Here is a 20,770-nt window from a genome sequence, read left to right as displayed (position 1 = left end):
CGCACGTGGTTGCACTCAGGTCCCTCGTTCGGCGATCACCGGGTCGTGCTGGGCGCGACCGCGCGGCCCGAACACCTCCCCGTCGGCGCCTGTTCCCGCCGGTCCGGCGACCATCGCGGCCGCGCCGCGCCCTTCGATGGTCGCCCTTTGCGGGACATGGGCGCGTGTGGTTGCGCTCTGGTCCCTGGTTCGGTGATCACCGGGCGGGGCGGCGATGGTCGCGTGGGCGCTGAGGCGCCCCGGGGCCCGACGGGCGGGGCGGGGAGTCGGGGTTGGGCGCCGCGGCTGCCTTCTGATCGTGGTCGTCGTTCGCGGGACATGGGCGCGTGTGGTTGCGCTCAGATCCCTCGTTCGACGATCACCGGGTCGTCGGGGCGACCACGCGGCCGCTCATCGTGCCCGCAGGGCTCACCGCGCCGACAACGCTCCTCGCACCCGCTGCGCTCCCAGCGTCGGCGACGCGGACCGCGTCCGCGCACCGCGGCCGCAGCGCTCACCGCGTCCGCTCACCGCGTCCGCTCACCGCGGCCGCAGCGCTCACCGCGGCCGCAGCGCTCACCGCGTCCGCGACGCTCACCGCGTCCGCGACGCTCACGCGTCCGCGGACCGCGTCCGTGACGCAACCCCGGTCGACCGCTGCACAGGACGGTGCTCGCCCTGCGGACGGGACGGGCAGGGGCGGCGGGCAGGGGACGGCTCAGTACCACTCTTCCCAGCGGTCGAAGGCGCCGCCGAGGGCGGCGCGGAAGACGCGGTCGTCGTCGAACCGGGTGACGAAGGTGCGGGGGACGGTGCCGGCGGGGCGCCGTTCCATCGACTGTGCGTAGACGGTGGTGTAGCCCGCCTCCGTCGCGGCCTTGCGGGCCACCTCCGGCCAGTCTTTCGACTGTCCGAACGGGATGGCGAACTCCGTCGTCTCGATGCCCAGTTTGTCCCGGAGGGCCGTCCGCGACTGTTCCAGCTCGTCGACGACCTGCCCGGGGGACAGGGTCGCGAAGTTGGGGTGCGTCACCGAATGGCTGGCGATCGTCACACCGCGCTCCGCGAGCCCCGCGACCTCGTCCCAGTCGAGGAAGTCCTCGTGGCCCTTCTTCCCGTCGGCGAACCCGCTGACGATGAACGCCGTCCACGGGATGTCCAGCTCACGCAGCAGCGGCTCGACGGTGGTGAGGATGCTGCGGAAGCCGTCGTCGAAGGTGAGGGCGAGGCGCCGGTCACCGGGGGCCGGGTCGGTCGGCTCGGCGACCAGTTCGGACGCGGGCACGAAGCGGTAGCCCGCGATGCGCGCCATTTCGAGCTGGCGACGGATCCGCTGCAGGGAGACGTCGTTGAGCCCCATCTTGGGCATGCCGACGGTGTGGTAGCAGAGGATCCGGCTGGTCGGCGGCTTGGGCGCCCGCGCCCGCGCGATGAGCTGCCGTTCGGCGTAGGCGCGGCCACGGGCCACCCGGTCGCGGGCGGCCTCGGTCCGCCACTCGGCGGAGTGGCGGACACGCTCGATGAGCGACACGTTCTCCCTTTCGGACGGGCGGGTCGGGGCCCTCAGGTGCCGACGCGGACCAGGCGGGCGGTGCGGCCCTCCTGGCGCAGGCGACGGCCGGCCTTGCTCAGCACGGGCGGGCGGACGACCTGGCCCAGCGGGCCCAGCCGGCGGCGCAGCCGCATGGTGCGCCACTCGGGGATCGTCGTGACGTCGCCGGTGATCTCGGCGGCCCAGTTGGCCAGCAGCCGCGCGGCGTCGCCCAGCTCCCAGCCCTTCTCGTCGGCGCGCTTGACCCGCAGCATCGCCTCGCGGGCGAGGGCACGACGCATGCGCTGGTCGAGGTCGTCGGTCTGGGCGTCGCCCAGGACGGTCCGGCCGCGCTCGAGCACCGCGTCGAACGCGAGCTTGCGCATCTCCAGGTCGGGCAGTCCGGCGTCCTTGTCGTAGTAGGCCTGCGACATGTTCGCGCCGTGCACGCGGTACCAGGCCTGGTCGACGCCGGAGACGAAGCCGACGTCGGAGTAGAGGGCGAGCTGGAGCCACATGTGCAGGTCGGAGGTCTGCAGCATGCGGGCGTCGTAGCCGCCGACCCGCTTCTGCAGGTCGGTGCGGATGACCACCGACGGGGAGAACACCGGGTTGGAGCCCCGGCTGTAGATGCGCCGCAGCCACGACTGGCTGCTGTGCACCACGGGCTTCCAACGGCCGGTGCGGACCTGCGGGCGGGGGTCGCCGGTCACCCAGCGCACGGAGTGGCCGTAGACGAAACCGACGCCGGGGTTGTCCTCCATGACCTGCGTCGCGCGCTGCAGGGCACCGGGGGTGAGCTCGTCGTCGGCCGAGATCAGCAGCGTGTAGGGCGCCTGCGCCCAGTCGAGGATGCCCTCGTTGAACGTGATGATGTGGCCCTTGTTGGTCTCGTGGACCAGCGCCTCGACGCGCTCGTGCTCCGCGGCGAGCTCGCGGGCGACGTCGGCGCTGCCGTCGCCGGACGCGTCCTCGATGACCAGGACCCGGACGTCGACGCCGTCCTGCGCGAGGACGCTGCGCACCGCCTCCGGGAGGAGATGGCCGTACTTGTAGCAGGGGATGACGACGTCGACGCGTGGACCGGCGTCGACCTTCGGACCTGCTGATGCTTCGGCCGTGAACTCGCTCATGCCGGGACGAGCCCCCTGTCGCTCTCGCGGTAGCGCTCGCCGCACTCGGTGCATGCGAGCTCGCTGTCGAGACGGGCGCCGCATCGGCAGACCCATCCCTTCTGGACGGCGGGGTTGCCGGCGACGAACGCATGTGCCGGCACGTCGCGGGTGACGACGGCCCCTGCGGCGGCGAACGCGAATTCACCGATCTCCGTTCCGCAGACAACGATCGTCCCGGCTCCGAGTGACGCCCCGCGGCGCACGAGGGTCGGGAGGAGGTCGTCAGGGGCGATCTTGTTGGCCGACCGCGGTCGCATGTCGTTGGTGAACAGCACGTTGGGCCCGAGGAAGACGTCGTCCTCGCAGGTCACCCCGCGGAACACGAGCGTGCCGTTCTTCACCGTGACGTTGTCGCCGAGGGTCGCGCCGTCCTCGACGAACGCGCAGTCGCAGATGTTGCAGTCGCGGCCGACCTTGGCGCCGGGCAGCACGTGGGCGAACGCCCACACGCGGGTGCCCGCGCCCACGTCCTCGCTCTCGCACAGTCCCTGCGGGTGCACCCGCACCCCGGCCACCGTCGTCATCGCACTCCCTCGCCGGGGCTCGGTCGGCGCTGCGCGGGGGCGCTGTGTCGACTGTTCGCTCGCTGCCGCTCGCTCATCGCACCCCCTCGCCGGGGCTCGGTCGGCGCTGCGCGGGGGCGCTGTGTCGACTGTTCGCTCGCTGCCGCTCGCTCACCGCACTCCCTCGCCGGGGGTCGCCCGCCGCCGCTCGATCACCGGGCGACGGCCTTGGCCAGCACCTCGACGACCCGCTCCTGCTGCGCCTGCGTGATGCCCGGGTAGAGCGGCAGCGACAGGATCTCCCCGGCGAGCGCCTCGGCGGCGGGGAACGCGCCCGAGCCGTGGCCGAGGTGGGCGAACGCACCGGTCAGGTGCACGGGCGTCGGGTAGTGGATGCCGGCGCCGATGCCGCCGGCGTGCAGGTCGGCCAGCACCCGGTCGCGCTCGGCGACGCGGACGACGTAGAGGTGCCAGACGTGCTCGTTGCCCTCGGCGGTGACCGGGGCGACGACGCCGTCGACCTCGGCGAGCATCGCGGCGTAGCGATCGGCGGCCGCGCGACGCTGCTGGTTCCACTCGTCGAGCCGGCGCAGCTTGGCCGACAGCACGACGGCCTGCAGCGCGTCCATCCGGCTGTTGAACCCGACGACGGTGTGCTCGTACTTGCGCGGGGACCCGTGCTCGCCGAGGAGGCGGACTGCCGTCGCGAGCTCGGGGTCGGAGGTCAGGACGGCGCCCGCGTCGCCGTAGGCGCCGAGGTTCTTGCCGGGGTAGAAGCTGGTCGCGGCGAGGACGCCGAGCGTGCCCGCGGCCTCCCCGTTGCGCCGGGCGCCCTGCGACTGTGCGGCGTCCTCGACGATCGGGACGTCGCCGACGGCGGCGCGGATCGCCTCGACGGGGGCGGCCTGGCCGTAGAGGTGCACCGGGAGGACGGCCTTCGTCCGCGGGGTGACGGCGGCACCGGCGGCGGCGGGGTCGAGCAGCGCGGTGGTCTCGTCGCAGTCGGCCAGCACGACGGTCGCGCCGGTCCGGGCCACGGCCTCGGCCGTCGCGATGAAGGTGTTGGCCGGCAGGACGCACTCGTCGCCCGCGCCCACGCCGAGCGCGCGCAGGGCCATCTCGATCGCGTCGGTGCCGTTGCCGACCCCGATGCAGTGCGCGGCGCCGATGTACTCGGCGTACGCGGTCTCGAAGTCCTTGACCGCCGCACCGCCGACGAACGCGGTCCGGGAGAGGATGGCGGCCCAGCCCTCGGCGACCTCGTCGGCCACCTGGGCGTGCTGCGCGCCGAGGTCGACGAGCGGGACGGGGGTGTCGGTCACGATGCTCCAGACGGGTCGGTGATCGCGGCGGCGAGCGTGTCGACGACGCGGCGCTGGTCGGACTCGGTCATGTCGTGGTACAGCGGCAGGATCAGCGAGCGCGTCGTGAGGTGCTCGGTGACCGGCAGCGGGACGTGCGGGTGGCCCGCGTAGGCGGGCTCGAGGTGCGCGGCCATGATCCCGCGACGACCGGAGACGCCGGCGCGGGCCATCGTCTGCAGCACGTCGGGGACCGGCGGGGCGGAGTCGGGCAGCTCGACCCAGTAGGACTGGAAGTTGCTGCGGCCGAACGGCGGGTCGGCGACGGGGCGCACCCCGAGGTCGGGCAGCAGCGACGCGTACCGGGCGGCCAGCTCGCGACGGCGGTCGACCATGCCGGGCAGCCGCCGCAGCTGGACGAGGCCCATCGCGGCCTGCAGGTCGGTGAGCCGGAAGTTGTAGGCCTGCTCGACGTAGGACTCGATGATGACCTTGTCGCCCGCGGCGTGCCGGTCGGCGGCCGAGACCGACATGCCGTGCTCACGCAGGCGGCGCAGCCGGACGGCCCACTCGGGGTCGTCGGTGGTGATCATCCCGCCCTCGCCGGTGGTGAGCACCTTGCGCGGATGGAACGACCAGGCGGCCAGCAGCGCACCGCTGCCGACGGGCCGCCCGTGGGCCTGTGAACCGGCCGCGCAGGCCGCGTCCTCGACGATCGGCAGGTCGCCGCAGACGGCGGCGATCGCGGACACGTCGCAGGGCAGGCCGCCCTGGTGGACGACGACGACGGCGCGGGTGCGCGGGGTGATCACGGCCGCCACCGACGCGGGGTCGAGGTTGCCGGAGTCGCGCTCGACGTCGGCGAACACGGGGGTGCCGCCGCAATGGCGCACGGTGTTCGCGGTCGCGATGAACGAGAAGGACGGGACGACGACCTCGTCGCCGGGCCCGATGCCGAGCAGGAGCAGGCTCAGGTGCAGTGCCGTCGTGCACGACGTGGTGGCGATGCCGTGGCCGGCGCCGACCGACGCGGCGAACTCGCGCTCGAACTCGGCCACCTTCGGACCCTGGGCGACCCAGCCGGACCGCACGACCTCGGCGACCGCCTCGGCCTCCTCCTCGCCCAGCAACGGCCGCATCACCGGGATGGTGGGCAGCCGGGTGGGCGAGGCGGTCACGTGGTCACCTCGCCCGGGCCGCGCCGCGCGGGCTCGGTCGTCGGGCGGCCCGCCCGGGCGGGGCGGTGGTGGCTCATCTCGGCCACCGGGACGAACTCGCCGTCCTTGGCCAGGCTGTGCGCGGCGGCCTCGAGCATCGCGAGGACCCGCAGGCCGGAGCGTCCGTCGGTGAGCGGGGGCCGCTTCTCGTTGATCGCGTCGGTGAACTCGAGCATCACCGAGCGCAGCGCCTCGGTGTTGGCCAGCGCGGGCGCGACGGTGTCGCCCGTGCGGTAGGAGACGATCGTCCGGGCGCGCGACTCCGGCCCGCCGTCGGCGGTGTCGACACCGCGGTCGTGGACCGACAGCCGCTGCGTCGGGTTCAGGTCGTCCCAGACGATCATCCGGTTCGACCCGCCGACGATCATCGTGCGGATCTTGGTCGGCGAGAGCCAGTTGACGTGCACGTGGGCGAGCGCGCCGTTGGACAGCTTGATCGTGAGGTGACCCACGCAGGCGTGCCCGGCGCCGACCGGGTCGGACCCGTGCGCGGAGATCGCGACGGGGACCACGTCGTCGGGCAGGATCGCGTCGAAGATCGACAGGTCGTGCGGGGCGAGGTCGTAGAGCACGTCGACGTCGGGCTGGACGAGCCCGAGGTTGATCCGCACCGAGTCGAGGTACTGCAGGTCGCCCAGCTCGCCGTTCGCGATCGAGTCGCGGATGTAGCGGACGGCCGAGGTGTAGCAGTAGGTGTGGTCGAGCATGAGCACGCGATCCATGCGGTCCGCGGTCTCGACGAGCTTGCGGCCCTCCTCGTAGGTGGGCGCGAGCGGCTTCTCGACGAGCACGTGCTTGCCGGCCTCCAGCGCGGCGCTGGCCACGGCGAAGTGGGTGGCTGCCGGCGTGGCGATCGCGACGGCGTCGACGCGCGGATCGGCCAGCACGTCGTCGAGCGACGGGGTCGTCGCGACGGTCGAATACCTACCGATCACGCTGCGTGCCCGATTTTCGTCGATGTCACACAGGTAGTGGAGCTGGAGGCCAGGGGTGGCCTGCGCGTTCCGAACGAGGTTCGGGCCCCAGTAACCGGCTCCGACGACAGCGATCCCGATCGGTGGATGTGGCGTGGTCACGGTGGTCCTTCCTACGCCAACCCCCGGTGCGGGCCGCACGGGGGGCCGGGGAGCGGCGAGCCGGGGGCGGCGGACGGCGTCCACGATAGGTCCCGGGGCGCTCGACCCCGACGCCGCCCCCCGGCGCCGACGGCCCGGTCCGACGGCCGGCCGCCGCGGCGCCGGAAACGGGACGATCAGGCCGTCGGAGTGACGGTCCGGACCCAGCCGAGGGTCGTCGCGATGCCGTCGCGCAGCGGCGTCGGCGCGCGCAACCCCAGGTCGGCGCGGGCGCGGCTGACGTCGAGGCAGCTGCGCAGCACCTCGCCGGCGCGGGCGGGGAGGAACTCCGGCGCGAACGCGTCGGCGCCCACCCCGGCGGCCTCGGCGATGGCCGCGGCCAGCTCGACGACGTCGACCTCGGTGCCCGTTCCGACGTTGTAGTGGTCGTGGGCGGGGGAGCCGGCGTCGGCCGCGGCGAGGTTCGCGGCCGCGATGTCGCCGACGAAGACGTAGTCGCGGGTCTGCGTGCCGTCGCCGAAGATCGTCGGGCGCCGTCCGGTGAGGACCCGGTCGCAGAAGATCGCGATGACGCCCGCGTCGCCCGTCGGGTCCTGCCGGGGCCCGTAGACGTTGCCGTAGCGCAGAGTCACCACGTCGAGGCCGTGCGCCCGGCGGAACCAGGCGCCGTACTCCTCGGCGGTGCGCTTGGACAGCCCGTACGCCGACAGCGGCCGGGCGGGCTCGGTCTCGGGTGTGGGGACGGTCGAGGTCTCGCCGTAGATCGCGCCGCCCGTCGAGGTGTTGACGACGCGGCGGGCGCCGGCGAGCCGGGCGGCGTCGAAGACGTTGACCGAGCCGAGGACGTTGGTCGCGGCGTCGAACGCGGGCTCGGTCATCGAGCGCCGGACGTCGATCTGCGCGGCGAGGTGGAACACGACGTCGGGCCGGAACGCGGTGAAGGCGGCCGCGACCCCGGCGCCGTCGCGCACATCGAGCCGCTCGAGCCGGGTCCCGGCGGCGAAGGCGGAGGTCAGGTTGGCCTCCGACCCGTGGCTGAGGTCGTCGACGACCAGGACGTCGTCGCCGCGGGCGACCAGTTCGTCGACGATCGTCGACCCGATGAACCCGGCTCCGCCGGTGACCACTGCGCGCACGGCGGTCGACCCTATCCGCCCGGCGGCACCCCGGGACGGGCACGGGCCGTGACCGCGGGCACGACCCGGTCGACCAGCAGCGCGACGACGAGGACGACGACGAGCGCCGTGCAGAACCCGCCGACGGTGTCGGTGGGGTAGTGCACGTGCTGCGCGACCAGCGCGACCGCCATGGGCGCCGCACTGAGCAGGGTCACCACGACGACGACCGCGATCCGGGCCGCCGTCGCGCGCACCGCGGGTGCCGACGCCAGCAGCAGGCCCGTGACCAGGGCGAGTGACGTCGCGGAGCCGGTGTGGCCGCTCGGGTAGGAGTCCGCGCCGTCGAGGGTGCGGCCGACCAGGGGCTTGAGCACGGTCGTCACGACGCCGGTCGCGGCGGGCGCGAGCAGCGCGAGCAGGGCGTGCCGCGGCCGGCCCGCCGCGAGGCACACCGCGACGAGCACGACGGCGAGCACCGCGGCGGACATGACGTCGCCCACCGCGACCAGCGCGGCGAACAGGACCTGGCCGCGCGGCGCCGCCAGCGTGATCCGCTCGTCCAGCGTGCTCGCGTAGTCGTGGCCGGCGACGAGCACGGCGCCGACGACGAGCACGACCGCCGCCAGGCCGGCGACGACCGCCGCGACCGGACCGAGCGGGCGGGCCAGCACGGCCCGGTCCCAGCGCAGGGCCAGCACGGCCTCCGGGAGGCGGTCGCGCACCTGCCCGGGACCTGTCACGACCGGTCGAACTCGCGGGCGGCCAGCGCCCGCACGATGCCGGCCCGGCCCTCGGACACCAGCCGGCGCAGCGCCGGCGGGTGCGACTCGTCGGCCAGCCAGGCGTCGGCGGCGTCGACCGTCGACTTCGAGACGGCCCACGACGGGAACAGCCCCAGCACCACCGACTGGGCCCGCTCCGACGTCCGCCGCTCCCACACGTCGGCGACCTCGGCGAAGTACCGCTCGACGTAGGGCGCGAGCAGCGACCGCTGGCCGGGGTGGCTGAAGCCGCTGATGATCGCCTCGTTGACGGCGTTGGGCAGCTCGTCGTCGTGCACCGCGCGCTCCCAGGCCCGGGCCTTCGCCTCGGCCGTGGGGACGAGGGCACGGGCGCGCTCGGCCTGGCGCTGCCCGGTCGACGTCGGGTCGCGTTCGAGCTCGGCGTCGATCTCCGCGGCGCTCGCCCTGCCGTGCGCGGCGAGGGCGTGCAGCAGCCGCCAGCGCATGTCGGTGTCGACGGTGAGTCCCTCGGGCACGTCGACGTCGAGCAGCCAGCCGCGCATGCGCTCGAGCGTCGCGTCGTCGAGGACGCTCGCGGCGAGCGCGTTGACCACGGTCAGCTGGGTGTCCGAGCCGGGCGGGGCGGTGTCGAGGCGGAACCGCAGCGCGTCGACCAGCAGGGGCCAGCCGCGCTCGGCCGCCCACCCTTCGTCGGCGTAGGACGCGACCGACGTCTGCGCCTGCAGCAGCAGCCGCTGCACGACGCCGATCTCGGACTCCGAGCCGAACCCGCCCGCGACGAGCGAGACGAAGTCGCGCGCCTTGAGCTCGGCCTCGCGCGTCATCTCCCACGCGGCCGACCAGCACAGCGTGCGCGGCAGCGGTTCGGCGATGTCGCCGATGCGGTCGACGAGCACCGTCAGCGAGTCCGGGTCGAGCCGCAGCGCGCAGTAGGTGAGGTCGTCGTCGTTGACCAGCACGAGCTTGCCGCGCGGGACGCCGACCAGCTCGGGGACCGCGGTCCGCTCGCCGGTGACGTCGACCTCGACGCGGTGCGTGCGCACCAGCCGCGGGCTGCCCTTGGCGTCGTCGGCCTGCGGCTCGTCGTCGTAGATGCCGACGGCGATGCGGTGCGTGCGGGTCTCGCCCGCGCCGGGGCGGGCGCCGCCCTGCACGACGTCGAACCGGACGATGCGGCCCTGCTCGTCGACGTCGAACGACGGGCGCAGCATGTTGAGCCCGGTGGTGCGCAGCCACTGCGCGCCCCAGTCGGACAGGTCGCGGCCCGAGGCCTTCTCCAGCGCGCCGAGCAGGTCGTCGAACGTCGCGTTGCCCCACGCGTGCGCCTGGAAGTAGCTGCGCAGCCCGGTGAGGAACGCGTCGAGCCCGACGTAGGCGACCAGCTGCTTGAGCACCGACGCGCCCTTGGCGTAGGTGATGCCGTCGAAGTTGACCTCGACGGCCTGCAGGTCCGGGATGTCGGCGGCGACGGGGTGGGTCGAGGGCAGCTGGTCCTGCCGGTAGGCCCAGGACTTCTCCACGTTGGCGAACGTCGTCCAGGCGTTGGTGTACTCGGTGGCCTCCGCCTGGCAGATCACCGACGCCCAGGTCGCGAACGACTCGTTGAGCCACAGGTCGTCCCACCAGCGCATGGTCACGAGGTCGCCGAACCACATGTGCGCCATCTCGTGCAGGATCGTCTCGGCGCGCCGCTCGTAGAGGAACCGCGTGACCCGCGACCGGAAGACGTAGTCCTCCAGGAAGGTGACCGCGCCCGCGTTCTCCATCGCGCCCGCGTTGAACTCGGGCACGAACAGCTGGTCGTACTTGCCGAACGGGTACCGCACGCCGAAGTTGCGGTGGTAGAAGTCGAAGCCCTGCTTCGTCTCGGTGAAGATCCGCTCGGCGTCCATGTGCTCGCCCAGCGACGCCCGGCAGTACAGGCCCAGCGGGATGTCGGGGCCGTCGCCGTCGGAGTGGACGTCGGTCCACTCCCGGTACGGCCCGGCGATGAGCGCCACCAGATAGGTCGACATGACCTCGCTCGTGGCGAAGTGGTGCACGACCGAGCCGCCCGGGCCGGGCTCGGACCGCTCGACCGCCGCGTTGGAGACGACCTTCCAGCTCTCCGGCGCCGTCACCGTGACCGTGTAGCGCGCCTTGAGGTCGGGCTGGTCGAAGCAGGCGAACAGCCGCTTGGCGTCGGCCGTCTCGAACTGGGAGTAGAGGTAGACGGCGTCGTCGACCGGGTCGACGAAGCGGTGCAGGCCCTCGCCGGTGTTCATGTACCGGCCCGTCGCGACGACGGTGAGCTCGTTGTCCGCGGCCAGGCTGGGCAGGGCGATGCCGTCGTCCTCGCGGTAGCCCGACACGTCGAGCGGGGTGCCGTTGAGGGTCGCCGAGGTGACCGAGTCGCCGACGAAGTCGATCCAGCTGTCGGTGCCGGGCTGCAGGCCGCGGAACCGGACGGTGGCGGTCGTGGCGAACGTCGTCTCGCCCGGGGCGCCCGCGCCGTCGGTCAGGTCGAGGTCGACGACGTAGGACTCGACCGCGATCCGCGACGCGCGGAGCTCGGCGTCGGCGCGGGTGAGGTTGGGCGGGGCCATGCGCTCTCGGGACTCCTCCGGGGGGCGGTCGGGACGGTTGCGATCCAACCACGGAAGCCCGCGCGGCGTCGTGCGCGTTCGGGTCCTACCCGAGCTGCTCGGCCACGACCCAGCGCCCGCCGCCCGCCTCGACCGCCGGGAGGGCGCGGCGCACCTCGGCGAGCAGGTCGGGGACGAACAGCAGCACGACGTCCGGCCGCGCCGCGGCGAGGTCGTCCGGCGTGACGACGGGGATGCCGGTCCCGGGCATCCGGCAGCCCTGCTTGGCGGGCGAGGCGTCGGCGACGGCGTCGACGGTGCCGGGGCCCAGCCCGGCCAGGTGCAGCAGCGACACCGCCCGCGACGCCGCGCTGTAGCCGAGCACCCGCTCGCCGCGGGCGCGCGCGTCGTCGACCGTGCGGCGCAGCGCCTCCGTCGACGTCTCGACGGCCTTCTGCAGCCCCGCGACACGCCCGGGGTCGTGGACTCCCGCCGCCAGCTCGGACTCGACCAGCGCGGTGACCGACGCGCCGGGCGTCCCCCCGCGGCGGGCGGCCAGCAGGACCGTGCCGCCGTAGAGCGGGAACGTCCAGGCGTCGGTCGCGGTGAGCCCGCGGTCGGCGAGCATGGCGACGGCCGTCGGCGTCGAGTAGTAGGCGAAGTGCCCGTGCCGCACGGCGTTCCACTGCCCGTGGGTGACGATGGCGGCGAGGCTGTGGAAGCCGAACAGCAGCAGGCCGTCGTCGGCGAGCCGGGCGAGCAGCCCGTCGAGGGCCGCTGCCTGGTCGCGGGCGTGCATGAGCCCGAAGGACGCGTCGACGACCACGTCGGCGCGGCCGTGCGCGCCCGCGGGCGTGATCCCGAGCCCGGCGAGGTCGGGCAACCACGACCCGCCGTGCGGGGTGGGCCCCTCGGCGACCGTCGTCCGGCCGGCCAGCAGGCCGGCCTCGCGGACCGCGGCGACGGCGTCGCGACGCTGGTCGGTCAGGGCCTGCGGCTCGATCCCCACGGGCTGTTCGGGCACCTCGTCGTCGTCGGCGAGCTGGGCCAGCCCGCAGTGGCCGCACAGCCACAGCCGCAGCGGGAACAGCGGGTCGGGGCCGGGGTCGTCGAGCCGGGGGAAGAACTCGGACGTCGGCCGGCGGCCCAGGTCGAGGACGAGCTCTCCGGCGCCGGTGCCGCACCAACGGCAGATGGTCGTCACCGGATCCCACTCGGCCTCGGCGGGCGGCGCGTTACCTGCCAGAGTGTCCGTCATGGAGGTTCGCACGACCGACATCGACGGTGTCCTGCTCTTCGTGCCGACGCCGTTCCGCGACGGTCGCGGGTTGTTCACCCGCACGTTCGACACCGCGATCGCCGCCGAGCACGGGGTCGACCTGGGTCCCCGGGCGCAGGACAGCCAGTCCCGGTCGTGGCGCGGGACGGTCCGTGGCATGCACGGGCGCCGCGGCCGCGGGGAGGCCAAGCTGGTGCGGGCCGCGCACGGCGCGGTGCACGACGTCCTGGTCGACGCCCGGCCGTCGTCACCGACGTTCGGGGTCGTCGCGGCCTTCCGGCTCGACGACGAGGACTTCCACCACCTCTACGTGCCGCCGGGCCTGCTCCACGGCTTCCAGGCGCTGACCGACGTCGCGGACGTCTGCTACCGGATCGACCGCCCGCACGACCCGTCCGAGGACGTCGGGGTCGCCCACGACGACCCCGACCTCGCCATCGCGTGGCCGCTGCCGCTCGGCCCGATCTCCGACCGGGACCGGGCCGCGGGCAGCTGGGCCGAGCTGGTCGCGACGGGCTGAGCCGGGCCGCTCAGCCCACCGGGCGCAACGTCGCGTCGAGCGTGCCGGCGGCCTGCCGGTCGGCCAGCACCGCGAGCCGGGTGAACCGCCGGTCGAACGCCTCCTGCGTCAGGCCGTGCGCCCGGTAGGCCGCGGCGAGCTCGGCCGCCCCGTCGGCGACGCTCCAGCTCGCGTGGAAGTCGGGCAGCACCTTGCCGATCTTGGTGAAGTCGACGCGGTAGGAGCGGGGGTCGCCGCCGGTCTCGCCGGTGACCAGCAGCTCCGCCTCGGGCACGACCTTCTTCACCTCGGCCGCGATGTCGCTGACCTGCACGTTGTTCTCCGTCGAGCCGACGTTGAACGCCTCGCCGCGCACGACGTCGGCCGGTGCCGCGAGCGCGGCGACGACCGCCGCGGCGATGTCGCGGGCGTGCACCAGCGGCCGCCACGGGGTCCCGTCGCTGAGCACCTTGATCGTCCCGGACAGGATCGCGTGCCCGACGAGGTTGTTGAGCACGATGTCGGCGCGCAGCCGCGGGGAGAACCCGAACGCGGTGGCGTTGCGCAGCGAGACGGGGACGAAGTCGTCGTCGGCGAGGTCGACGAGGTCGCCCTCCACCCGGACCTTCGACTCCGCGTACGGCGTGACGGGCCGCATGGGCGCGTTCTCGTCGAGGATGTCGTCGGTGCCCGAGGCGCCGTACACCGAGCAGGTGGAGGCGTAGACGAAGCGTCCGACGCCGGCGTCCTTGGCGAGCCGGGCCAGCCGCGTCGAGGCGTGGTGGTTGATGTCGTAGGTGTGCTGCGGCGCGAGCGAGCCGAGCGGGTCGTTGGACAGCGCGGCGAGGTGCACGACGGCGTCGAAGCCGGTCAGGGCGTCCCTCCCGACGTCGCGCAGGTCCACGGCGATCCCCGGCGGGTCGGCAGGCGCCGGCCCCAGCACGGAGGTCGCGTACAGGCCCGAGTCGAGCCCGACCACGTCGTGCCCGGCGTCGGTGAGGATCGGGGCCATGAGCGTGCCGAGGTAACCCTGGTGGCCGGTGAGCAGGACGCGCATCGCGCAGTTCCCTTCTGACGGTCAGCCGACGCCCGGGGCGGCGGCGACATCACTGACGATCATGCGGGTGGGATGGAAGCCCTCGGCGTAGCGCCGTCCGCACTGCACTCCGCGGACCCGGGCGAGGCCGCGGAAGGTCTCCTCGTCGAACCAGTGCCGGGCCTTCTGCGACGGGTAGTGCTCGTGCAGCAGCCGCACCTTCTCGTCGACGACGTCGGCCTCGACCGGCCACAGGACGGCGGGCTGGGCGAGGTCGGGCTCGGCCTTGAGGATCTCGTAGCCCAGGATCAGGTGGTCGCGGAACACCGTCGGCGCGAGCCGGGCCAGGCCGCGGTGGTCCTGGTGGTCGTCGTGACGTGTGGTGCACAGCACCAGATCGGGCTCGCAGGTGCGGCGGAACTGCTCGAGCGCCTCCTTGGCGCGGTCCCAGTGGGCGGGCAGCCGCCCGTCGGGGACGTCGAGGATCGTGACGGTGAGGTCGGCGCCCGGGCAGAACGCGGCCAGCGCGGCCCGTTCCTCGTCCTCGCGCGCGGTGTCGGCACCGGAGAGCACGAGCGCGCGCACCCGCAGGCCCGGCCGCGCCCGGCACAGCGTCAGCACGGTCCCGCCCGCCCCGATCGCGATGTCGTCGCAGTGCGCGCCGAGCAGGACGAGCTCGTCGAGCGCCTCGGGGCGCAGCCCCCGCATCAGGTGCGCCCCACGGGGTCGACGACCTCCAGCGCGGGGATCGGGAACACGAGTTTCCCGCCCCACCGGCCGACGACCGGCGCCAACTGCGCGGTGATCTCCTCGCGCAGGTTCCACGGCAGGACGAGCACGTAGTCGGGACGGTCGGCCTCGATGCGCTCGGGGGCGTGGATCGGGATCCGGGTGCCAGGGGTGAACCGGCCGTGCTTGTACGGGTTGCGGTCGACGGTGTAGGCGAGCAGGTCGGGCCGGATGCCGCAGTAGTTGAGCAGGGTGTTGCCCTTGCCCGGCGCGCCGTAGCCGACGACGGTCCGGCCCGCGTCGGCGGCGTCGATCAGGAAGCGCATCAGGTCGTTGCGGATCCGGGAGACGTCGCGGGCGAAGCCTGCGTGCCCCTCGACGGTGTCCAGCCCGGCGGCGGCCTCCTCGGCGAGCACGGCGGCGACGGCCGGGCCCGGGGCCGCGCCGAGCTCGCGCGGCCGCGCCCACAGCCGGATCGAGCCGCCGTGGGTCGGGACGAGCTCGACGTCGACCAGGTCCAGGCCGCCTGCCGCCAGGGCCCGCTGCGCCGTCGCGACCGTGTAGTACTGGAAGTGCTCGTGGTAGATCGTGTCGAACTGGCGCAGCCGCACCAGCGTCAGCAGGTGCTGCACCTCGATCGAGACCCAGCCGTCGTCGGCGACCATGGCGCGCAGTCCCTGCGCGAACCCGACGACGTCGGGGATGTGCGCGAACACGTTGTTGGCGACGACGAGCGCCGCCGGCCCGTGCGTGGCGCGCACCGTCGCGCCGGTGTCGGGGGACAGGAACGCCGTCAGTGTCGGGACGCCCTTCGCCCGCGCCGCCTCGCCGACGTTGACGCTGGGCTCGACGCCGAGCGCCCGGATGCCGCGCGCGACGACGTGCTGCAGCAGGTAGCCGTCGTTGCTGGCGGCCTCGACGACCAGCGAGTCGGTCGTGAGGCCCGCGCGCTCGACCGCCGCGTCGACGAACCGGCGGGCGTGCTCGACCCACGAGGAGGAGAAGGAGGAGAAGTAGGCGTACTCGGTGAAGGTCTCGCCGGGGTCGATCAGCGGCGGCAGCTGCACGAGCAGGCAGGACCCGCACACCCTGGGGTGCAACGGGAACGTGGCCTCGGCGCGCTCGAGCGCGTCGGCGGTGAGGAACAGCTCGCACGGCGGCGTCGCGCCGAGGTCGACGAAGCTGCGCAGGTCGGTCGAGCCGCACAGGCGGCAGCTGAGCGTGACGTCGGGCGCCTGCGCGGCGGCGGGACGCTCGGTGGTCGACGACGTCATCTGTTCCTCCGGTCGGCGGATCGTCTCGCCACTGGTCTCGGATCGGCCGCCGATTACGTTTCGTGAGGGTCCGGCCCGGCACCCCCGTGGGCCGGCGGTCGTGTCGCGGCGCACGCCCCGGCCGCGGCGGGAACAAGTTAGCTTCCGCACCTGTTCGCGCTGATGGAGGAGCCGGCGCAGCAGAGGAGCCGGCCGCGAACCGATCGGAGTGCCTGTGAGCAGCACCGAGTCCACACGGACGCGCGTCGAGGTCTGGTTCGACCCCCGCTGTCCGTGGGCCTGGCTGACGTCACGGTGGATCCTCGAGGTCGAGAAGGTCCGCGACATCGACCTGTCGTTCCACGTCATGAGCCTGTCGGTCCTCAACGAGAACCGCGAGGACCTCCCGGAGGCCTACAAGGCCATGCTCGGCCCGGGTTTCGGTCCGGTGCGGGTGTGCATCGCCGCGGCGCGCGAGCACGGCCAGGAGATCCTGCGCCCGCTCTACACCGCGATGGGCGAGCGGATCCACAACCAGGGGATCAAGGACCTCGAGCTCGTCGTGAAGGAGTCGCTCGCCGAGCTGGGTCTGCCGGAGTCGCTGGCCGAGGCCGCCACCAGCACCGAGTACGACGAGGAGCTGCGCGCCAGCCACCACCGCGGCATGGACCCGGTGGGCATGGACGTCGGCACCCCGACCATCCACGTCGACGGCATCGCCTACTTCGGTCCCGTGATCTCGCGCGTGCCCAAGGGCGAGGAGGCCGGGAAGATCTTCGACGGTGCCCGGATGCTGGCCGAGTACCCGTACTTCTTCGAGCTGAAGCGGACCCGCACCGAGAGCCCGAACTTCGACTACTGAGCGAGTCCGGTCACCCGGCCCGACCGCGACGCGTCGACGGCCCGCCACGTTGCTCGTGGCGGGCCGTCGGTCTGCCGGGGTCGTTCGCCGTGGTGTCAGCGGGTCGCGATGTAGGCGTCGCGCAGGACGCCCGTCTGCAGCTCCATCTCGCGCACCCGGTGGTTCACCAGGTCGCCGATGCTCACCATCCCGACCAGCCGCCCGCCGTCGACGACCGGCAGGTGCCGGTAGCGCCCGCGGGTCATCTGCGCCATCGCGTAGGTGAGGGACTCGGTGGACGACACCGTCGCGACGTTGCGCGTCATGATGTCCTCGACGTTGCACGACAGCAGCCGGTTGCCGCGCCGGGCCAGCTCGCGGATCACGTCGCGCTCGGACACGATCCCCGTGATCCGGTTCTCGCCGTCGCTGACCAGCAGCGCACCGATCCGGTACTTCTCGAGGCGTTCGACCGCCTCTGCCACGGTCGCCCAGGGCACGACGCTGTGCACGGTCCGCCCCTTGGTGTCGAGGACGTCTGCGATGTTCATGAGTTCCTCCTCGCGGTGGCGAGGCCCCGGCCAGGGGGCCTGCGATCAGCGTGCGCCGGTCCGGGGTGAGCCGCCTCACCGACGCGGGTGAACTCAGGGGCACGTCGCCTCCACCGTCCGGGGGATGCGCGCCGATCCCCGCTTGCGAGTGGCGTGGATGTGACGGATCTCGTGCCGCCCGGGCGGGCGGAGCCCGGCCTCGGGACGGCGGGGACCCCGCGAACCGTGTGAGGATCGGGGAATGGCAGCACCGACGCTGAACACAACCGGACACTGGATCGCAGGAGAGACGGTCGCCGCCACGGGCGAGACGATCGACGTCGTCAACCCCGCGACGGGCGAGGTCGTCGGCACGGTTCCCGCGGGCACCGCGGAGGACGTCGACCGCGCGGTGCGCGCCGCGCGGGCGGTGCAGCGGGAGTGGGCCGACGTCGACGTCGCCGAGCGCGCCGCCGTCGTCCAGCGCATCTCCGACGGCCTCAAGGCCCGCGCGGAGGACGTCGCCACCTCGATCACCGCGGAGATGGGCTCCCCGGTCACGTTCTCCCGCAAGGTGCAGGCGACGATGCCGGTCGCCTCGTCGCGCGGGTTCGCGAAGATCGCGGCCGACTTCCCGTGGACCGAGGAGATCGGCAACTCCCTCGTCGTCAAGGAGCCGATCGGGGTGGTCGGGGCGATCACGCCGTGGAACTACCCGCTGCACCAGATCGTCGCGAAGGTCGCGCCCGCGCTGCTCGCGGGCAACACCGTCGTGCTGAAGCCGACCGAGATCGCGCCGCTGACCGCGCAGCTGCTCGCCGAGGTCGCGGCCGAGGCCGGGCTGCCGGCGGGCGCGTTCAACATCGTGCACGGCACCGGCCCGGTCGTCGGCGAGGCGATCGCGGGGCACCCCGACGTCGACATGATCTCCTTCACCGGCTCCACCCGTGCGGGCAAGCGGGTGTCGGTCGTCGCCGCCGAGACCGTCAAGCGCGTGGCGCTGGAGCTGGGCGGCAAGTCCGCCAACGTCATCCTGCCCGACGCCGACCTGGGCAAGGCGGTGAAGCTCGGCATCGGCAACGCCTGGATCAACGGCGGCCAGACGTGCACGGCCTGGACCCGCATGCTGGTCCCCGCCGACCGGCAGGACGAGATCCTGGAGATGGTCGAGGCCGCGGCCGCGCGCTACACCGTCGGCGACCCGACCGACGAGGCCACCCGGATCGGCCCGATGTCGTCGCAGACGCAGCGGCAGCGGGTGCACGGCTACATCGAGCGCGGCGTCGCCGACGGCGCGCGCGTCGTGTTCGGCGGCCCCGGCCCGGTCGAGGGCCTGGAGTCGGGCGCCTACGTCCGGCCGACGGTCTTCGCCGACGTCGCGCCCGACGCCGTCATCGCCCAGGAGGAGATCTTCGGGCCCGTGCTGTCGGTGATCCCGTACCGCGACGAGGACGAGGCGGTCGCGATCGCCAATTCGTCGGTCTACGGGCTCTCGGGTGCGGTGTTCGGCGAGGACGACCACGCGCTGGCCGTCGCGCGCCGGCTGCGCACCGGCCAGGTCGAGGTCAACGGCGGTGCGTTCAACATCATGGCGCCGTTCGGCGGCTACAAGCAGTCCGGCAACGGCCGCGAGCTGGGTCGCTACGGGCTCGAGGAGTTCCTCGAGACCAAGGCCATCCAACGCTGACCGGTCGGCGACGGCCTGATCGGGCGATTTCCGGGCGGCGAGCGTGACGAACCGTCGCGAACCGGGCGGGGTCCGGCCCCGCCCGGCTCGTCGGGGGTCGCTCGATAGGATCGCGGACACCCCGAACGCGACCCTCCACGCTGGAGTTCGATGACCCCGCCCGAGTCCGACGTCCGCCCCGAGAACCCCACGGTCCGGCGGATCGGGGGCCGGTACCGGCTCGACGAGCGGATCGCCGCCGGGGCCATGGGCGCGGTGTGGCGTGGGACCGACGAGCTGCTCAACCGGACCGTCGCCCTCAAGGAGCTGCTCGTCGCCGCGTCGCCGGGCGAGGAGGACACGCTCGAGGAGTCGCGGCAGCGGATCCTGCGCGAAGGCCGGATCGGGGCCCGGCTGCAGCACGCGCACGTCATCAGCATGTTCGACGTCGTGGTCCACGACGACCGACCCTGGCTGGTCATGGAGTACCTGCCGTCGCGGTCGCTCGCCGCGGTACTGGCCGAGAAGGGGCCGATGGGCGCCCGCGAGGCCGCCGCGGTCGGCGAGCAGGTGGCCGACGGGCTCACCGCCGCCCATGCGGCCGGCGTCGTGCACCGCGACGTCAAACCCGGCAACGTGCTCATCGCCGAGGACGGCACGGCCAAGATCACCGACTTCGGCGTCTCCCGCGCCGTCGACGACGTGCAGCTCACCCGCACCGGCATGATCGCGGGCACCCCGGCGTTCCTCGCGCCCGAGGTGGCCCGGGGCGGGCAGCCGACGCCGGCGTCGGACGTGTTCGCCCTCGGGGCGACGCTCTACGCGGCCGTCGAGGGGGAGCCGCCGTTCGGGCTGGACGACAACGCCTACGCGCTGCTGCACAAGGTGGCCACCGGCACGGTCCGCCCGCCCGTCGCCGCCGGGGCCCTGACGCCGCTGCTCGCGACGCTGCTGGCCCCCGAGCCCGCGAACCGGCCGACGGCGAGCCAGGCCCGCGCCGCGTTGGAGGCCGTCGCCGCCGGGCGCACCCCGACCGGTCTGCCCGCGGGCTCGGCGTTCGCCCTCGGCCCGGCCGCGCCCCCCGTCGAGCAGCCCGCCCGGCCGGTCGCCACCCCTGCGACGCCCACCCTCGCCTCGGCCCCGCCGCCGGCCGCGGCGCCGCCGGTGGCCCCGACCGCGGCCGCGGCGCCCGGGCAGCGCAGGCTCGTCGCCGTCGTGGCCGCGGTGCTCGTGGTGCTCGTCGTGGGTGCGGGTGTGATCATCGGGCTGGTCCGGTCGTCGGGCACGAAGGAACCGACGGGACCGCCGGCCGGCGCCTCCGCGACCGCCTCGCCCACGCCGAGCCCGACGCCCACGACCGCGCCGTCGACCACCACCGCGGCGCCCACGTCGGCCTCCGGCTCGGGGATGCCGGCCATCCAGTTCGTCCAGAGCTACTACGGCCTGCTGCCCGGCAACGTCGACCAGGCGTGGGCCCTGCTGAGCCCGCAGGCGCAGCAGCAGGCGGGCGGCTACCAGGCGTACAAGGACTTCTACGGCGGGCTCACCGCGGTGTGGGCCGAGACGCTGCGCGTGGTCGACGCCGACACCATCACCGCGACGATCGTCTTCACCCGCAAGGACGGGACCCAGACGCGCGAGCCGTACCGCTTCGACATCAGCGGCACCGACGGCAACCGCGTGATCCAGTCCTTCACCCAGGGCGGCTGACCCCGGCCGCCGATCGGCCT

At 73.8% G+C, this 20,770-nt stretch carries 18 protein-coding genes; 4 read left to right on the top strand and 14 right to left on the bottom strand.

What is annotated here, in order from left to right:
- Positions 1-697 precede the first annotated feature (697 nt).
- The 10 genes from PSD17_RS32760 to PSD17_RS32715 all read right to left on the bottom strand — a co-directional run bounded on the left by PSD17_RS32760 (position 698) and on the right by PSD17_RS32715 (position 12,465).
- The gene (locus PSD17_RS32760; RefSeq protein WP_013674048.1) at positions 698-1,510 is read right to left on the bottom strand and encodes a polysaccharide deacetylase family protein; all 813 of its coding nucleotides are present in this window, start codon (positions 1,508-1,510) and stop codon (positions 698-700) included.
- A 32-nt stretch (positions 1,511-1,542) separates the two neighbouring features.
- Positions 1,543-2,643 carry a glycosyltransferase family 2 protein gene (locus tag PSD17_RS32755; RefSeq protein WP_103383661.1) on the bottom strand — a complete coding sequence of 367 codons (1,101 nt, stop codon included), beginning with the start codon at positions 2,641-2,643 and terminating at the stop codon, positions 1,543-1,545.
- Positions 2,640-3,209 (bottom strand): acyltransferase, encoded by a 570-nt coding sequence (locus tag PSD17_RS32750; RefSeq protein WP_339126112.1) that lies wholly within the window; start codon positions 3,207-3,209, stop codon positions 2,640-2,642. Before PSD17_RS32750 ends, PSD17_RS32755 begins: the two co-directional genes overlap by 4 nt.
- 191 nt (positions 3,210-3,400) lie before the next feature.
- Complete coding sequence (locus tag PSD17_RS32745; protein ID WP_013674051.1) at positions 3,401-4,510, bottom strand: DegT/DnrJ/EryC1/StrS family aminotransferase; 1,110 nt, start codon at positions 4,508-4,510, stop codon at positions 3,401-3,403.
- A complete protein-coding gene (locus PSD17_RS32740) occupies positions 4,507-5,667 on the bottom strand; it encodes a DegT/DnrJ/EryC1/StrS family aminotransferase (protein WP_339126111.1) in 1,161 nt (386 codons plus the stop codon). Before PSD17_RS32740 ends, PSD17_RS32745 begins: the two co-directional genes overlap by 4 nt.
- Entirely contained in the window at positions 5,664-6,782 is a 1,119-nt protein-coding gene (locus PSD17_RS32735; protein WP_013674053.1) for a Gfo/Idh/MocA family protein, read from the bottom strand. The genes PSD17_RS32740 and PSD17_RS32735 overlap by 4 nt, the downstream gene beginning before the upstream one ends.
- 176 nt (positions 6,783-6,958) lie before the next feature.
- Positions 6,959-7,918: an NAD-dependent epimerase/dehydratase family protein gene (locus tag PSD17_RS32730; RefSeq protein ID WP_013674054.1), complete on the bottom strand. Its 960-nt coding sequence runs from the start codon at positions 7,916-7,918 to the stop codon at positions 6,959-6,961.
- An 11-nt stretch (positions 7,919-7,929) separates the two neighbouring features.
- Positions 7,930-8,622, bottom strand: coding sequence for a phosphatase PAP2 family protein (locus PSD17_RS32725; protein ID WP_339126110.1), 693 nt, complete (start codon positions 8,620-8,622; stop codon positions 7,930-7,932).
- A gap of 14 nt (positions 8,623-8,636) precedes the next feature.
- On the bottom strand, positions 8,637-11,228 hold the full coding sequence (pepN, locus tag PSD17_RS32720) for an aminopeptidase N (RefSeq protein WP_013674056.1): 2,592 nt from the start codon (positions 11,226-11,228) through the stop codon (positions 8,637-8,639).
- Positions 11,229-11,313: 85 nt separating this feature from the next.
- Complete coding sequence (locus tag PSD17_RS32715; RefSeq protein WP_143770413.1) at positions 11,314-12,465, bottom strand: class I SAM-dependent methyltransferase; 1,152 nt, start codon at positions 12,463-12,465, stop codon at positions 11,314-11,316.
- Between PSD17_RS32715 and PSD17_RS32710 the strand changes: the two genes are divergently transcribed.
- On the top strand, positions 12,464-13,006 hold the full coding sequence (locus tag PSD17_RS32710; RefSeq protein WP_013674058.1) for a dTDP-4-dehydrorhamnose 3,5-epimerase family protein: 543 nt from the start codon (positions 12,464-12,466) through the stop codon (positions 13,004-13,006). The genes PSD17_RS32715 and PSD17_RS32710 overlap by 2 nt on opposite strands.
- 10 nt (positions 13,007-13,016) lie before the next feature.
- Here the strand turns inward: PSD17_RS32710 and PSD17_RS32705 are convergent, their stop codons facing one another.
- From PSD17_RS32705 to PSD17_RS32695, 3 genes are read right to left on the bottom strand one after another with little or no spacing between them, the layout of a single operon-like run.
- Complete coding sequence (locus PSD17_RS32705) at positions 13,017-14,042, bottom strand: NAD-dependent epimerase/dehydratase family protein (RefSeq protein ID WP_103383654.1); 1,026 nt, start codon at positions 14,040-14,042, stop codon at positions 13,017-13,019.
- Positions 14,043-14,063: 21 nt separating this feature from the next.
- Positions 14,064-14,729 carry a PIG-L deacetylase family protein gene (locus PSD17_RS32700; RefSeq protein ID WP_013674060.1) on the bottom strand — a complete coding sequence of 222 codons (666 nt, stop codon included), beginning with the start codon at positions 14,727-14,729 and terminating at the stop codon, positions 14,064-14,066.
- Positions 14,729-16,024: a class I SAM-dependent methyltransferase gene (locus PSD17_RS32695; protein ID WP_339126109.1), complete on the bottom strand. Its 1,296-nt coding sequence runs from the start codon at positions 16,022-16,024 to the stop codon at positions 14,729-14,731. Before PSD17_RS32695 ends, PSD17_RS32700 begins: the two co-directional genes overlap by 1 nt.
- Positions 16,025-16,238: 214 nt before the next feature.
- On the opposite strand from PSD17_RS32695, the gene PSD17_RS32690 reads away from it, so the two are divergent.
- Positions 16,239-16,865 carry a mycothiol-dependent nitroreductase Rv2466c family protein gene (locus tag PSD17_RS32690; RefSeq protein WP_013674062.1) on the top strand — a complete coding sequence of 209 codons (627 nt, stop codon included), beginning with the start codon at positions 16,239-16,241 and terminating at the stop codon, positions 16,863-16,865.
- Positions 16,866-16,960: 95 nt separating this feature from the next.
- Here the strand turns inward: PSD17_RS32690 and PSD17_RS32685 are convergent, their stop codons facing one another.
- A complete protein-coding gene (locus PSD17_RS32685) occupies positions 16,961-17,395 on the bottom strand; it encodes a CBS domain-containing protein (RefSeq protein WP_339126108.1) in 435 nt (144 codons plus the stop codon).
- Between the two features lie 241 nt (positions 17,396-17,636).
- Here PSD17_RS32685 and PSD17_RS32680 point away from each other — a divergent pair, with 241 nt between their 5' ends.
- Positions 17,637-19,061, top strand: a complete 1,425-nt coding sequence (locus PSD17_RS32680; RefSeq protein WP_013674064.1) for an aldehyde dehydrogenase family protein — start codon at positions 17,637-17,639, stop codon at positions 19,059-19,061.
- 150 nt (positions 19,062-19,211) lie between these two features.
- A complete protein-coding gene (locus PSD17_RS32675; protein ID WP_013674065.1) occupies positions 19,212-20,750 on the top strand; it encodes a serine/threonine-protein kinase in 1,539 nt (512 codons plus the stop codon).
- Positions 20,751-20,770: the final 20 nt, after the last annotated feature.

Source organism: Pseudonocardia sp. D17, from assembly GCF_036984265.1.
GTDB classification, from domain to species: Bacteria; Actinomycetota; Actinomycetes; order Mycobacteriales; family Pseudonocardiaceae; genus Pseudonocardia; species Pseudonocardia benzenivorans.
The sequence above is the reverse complement of the archived record's forward strand: the minus strand, read 5'-3'. Positions and strand labels throughout refer to the sequence as shown.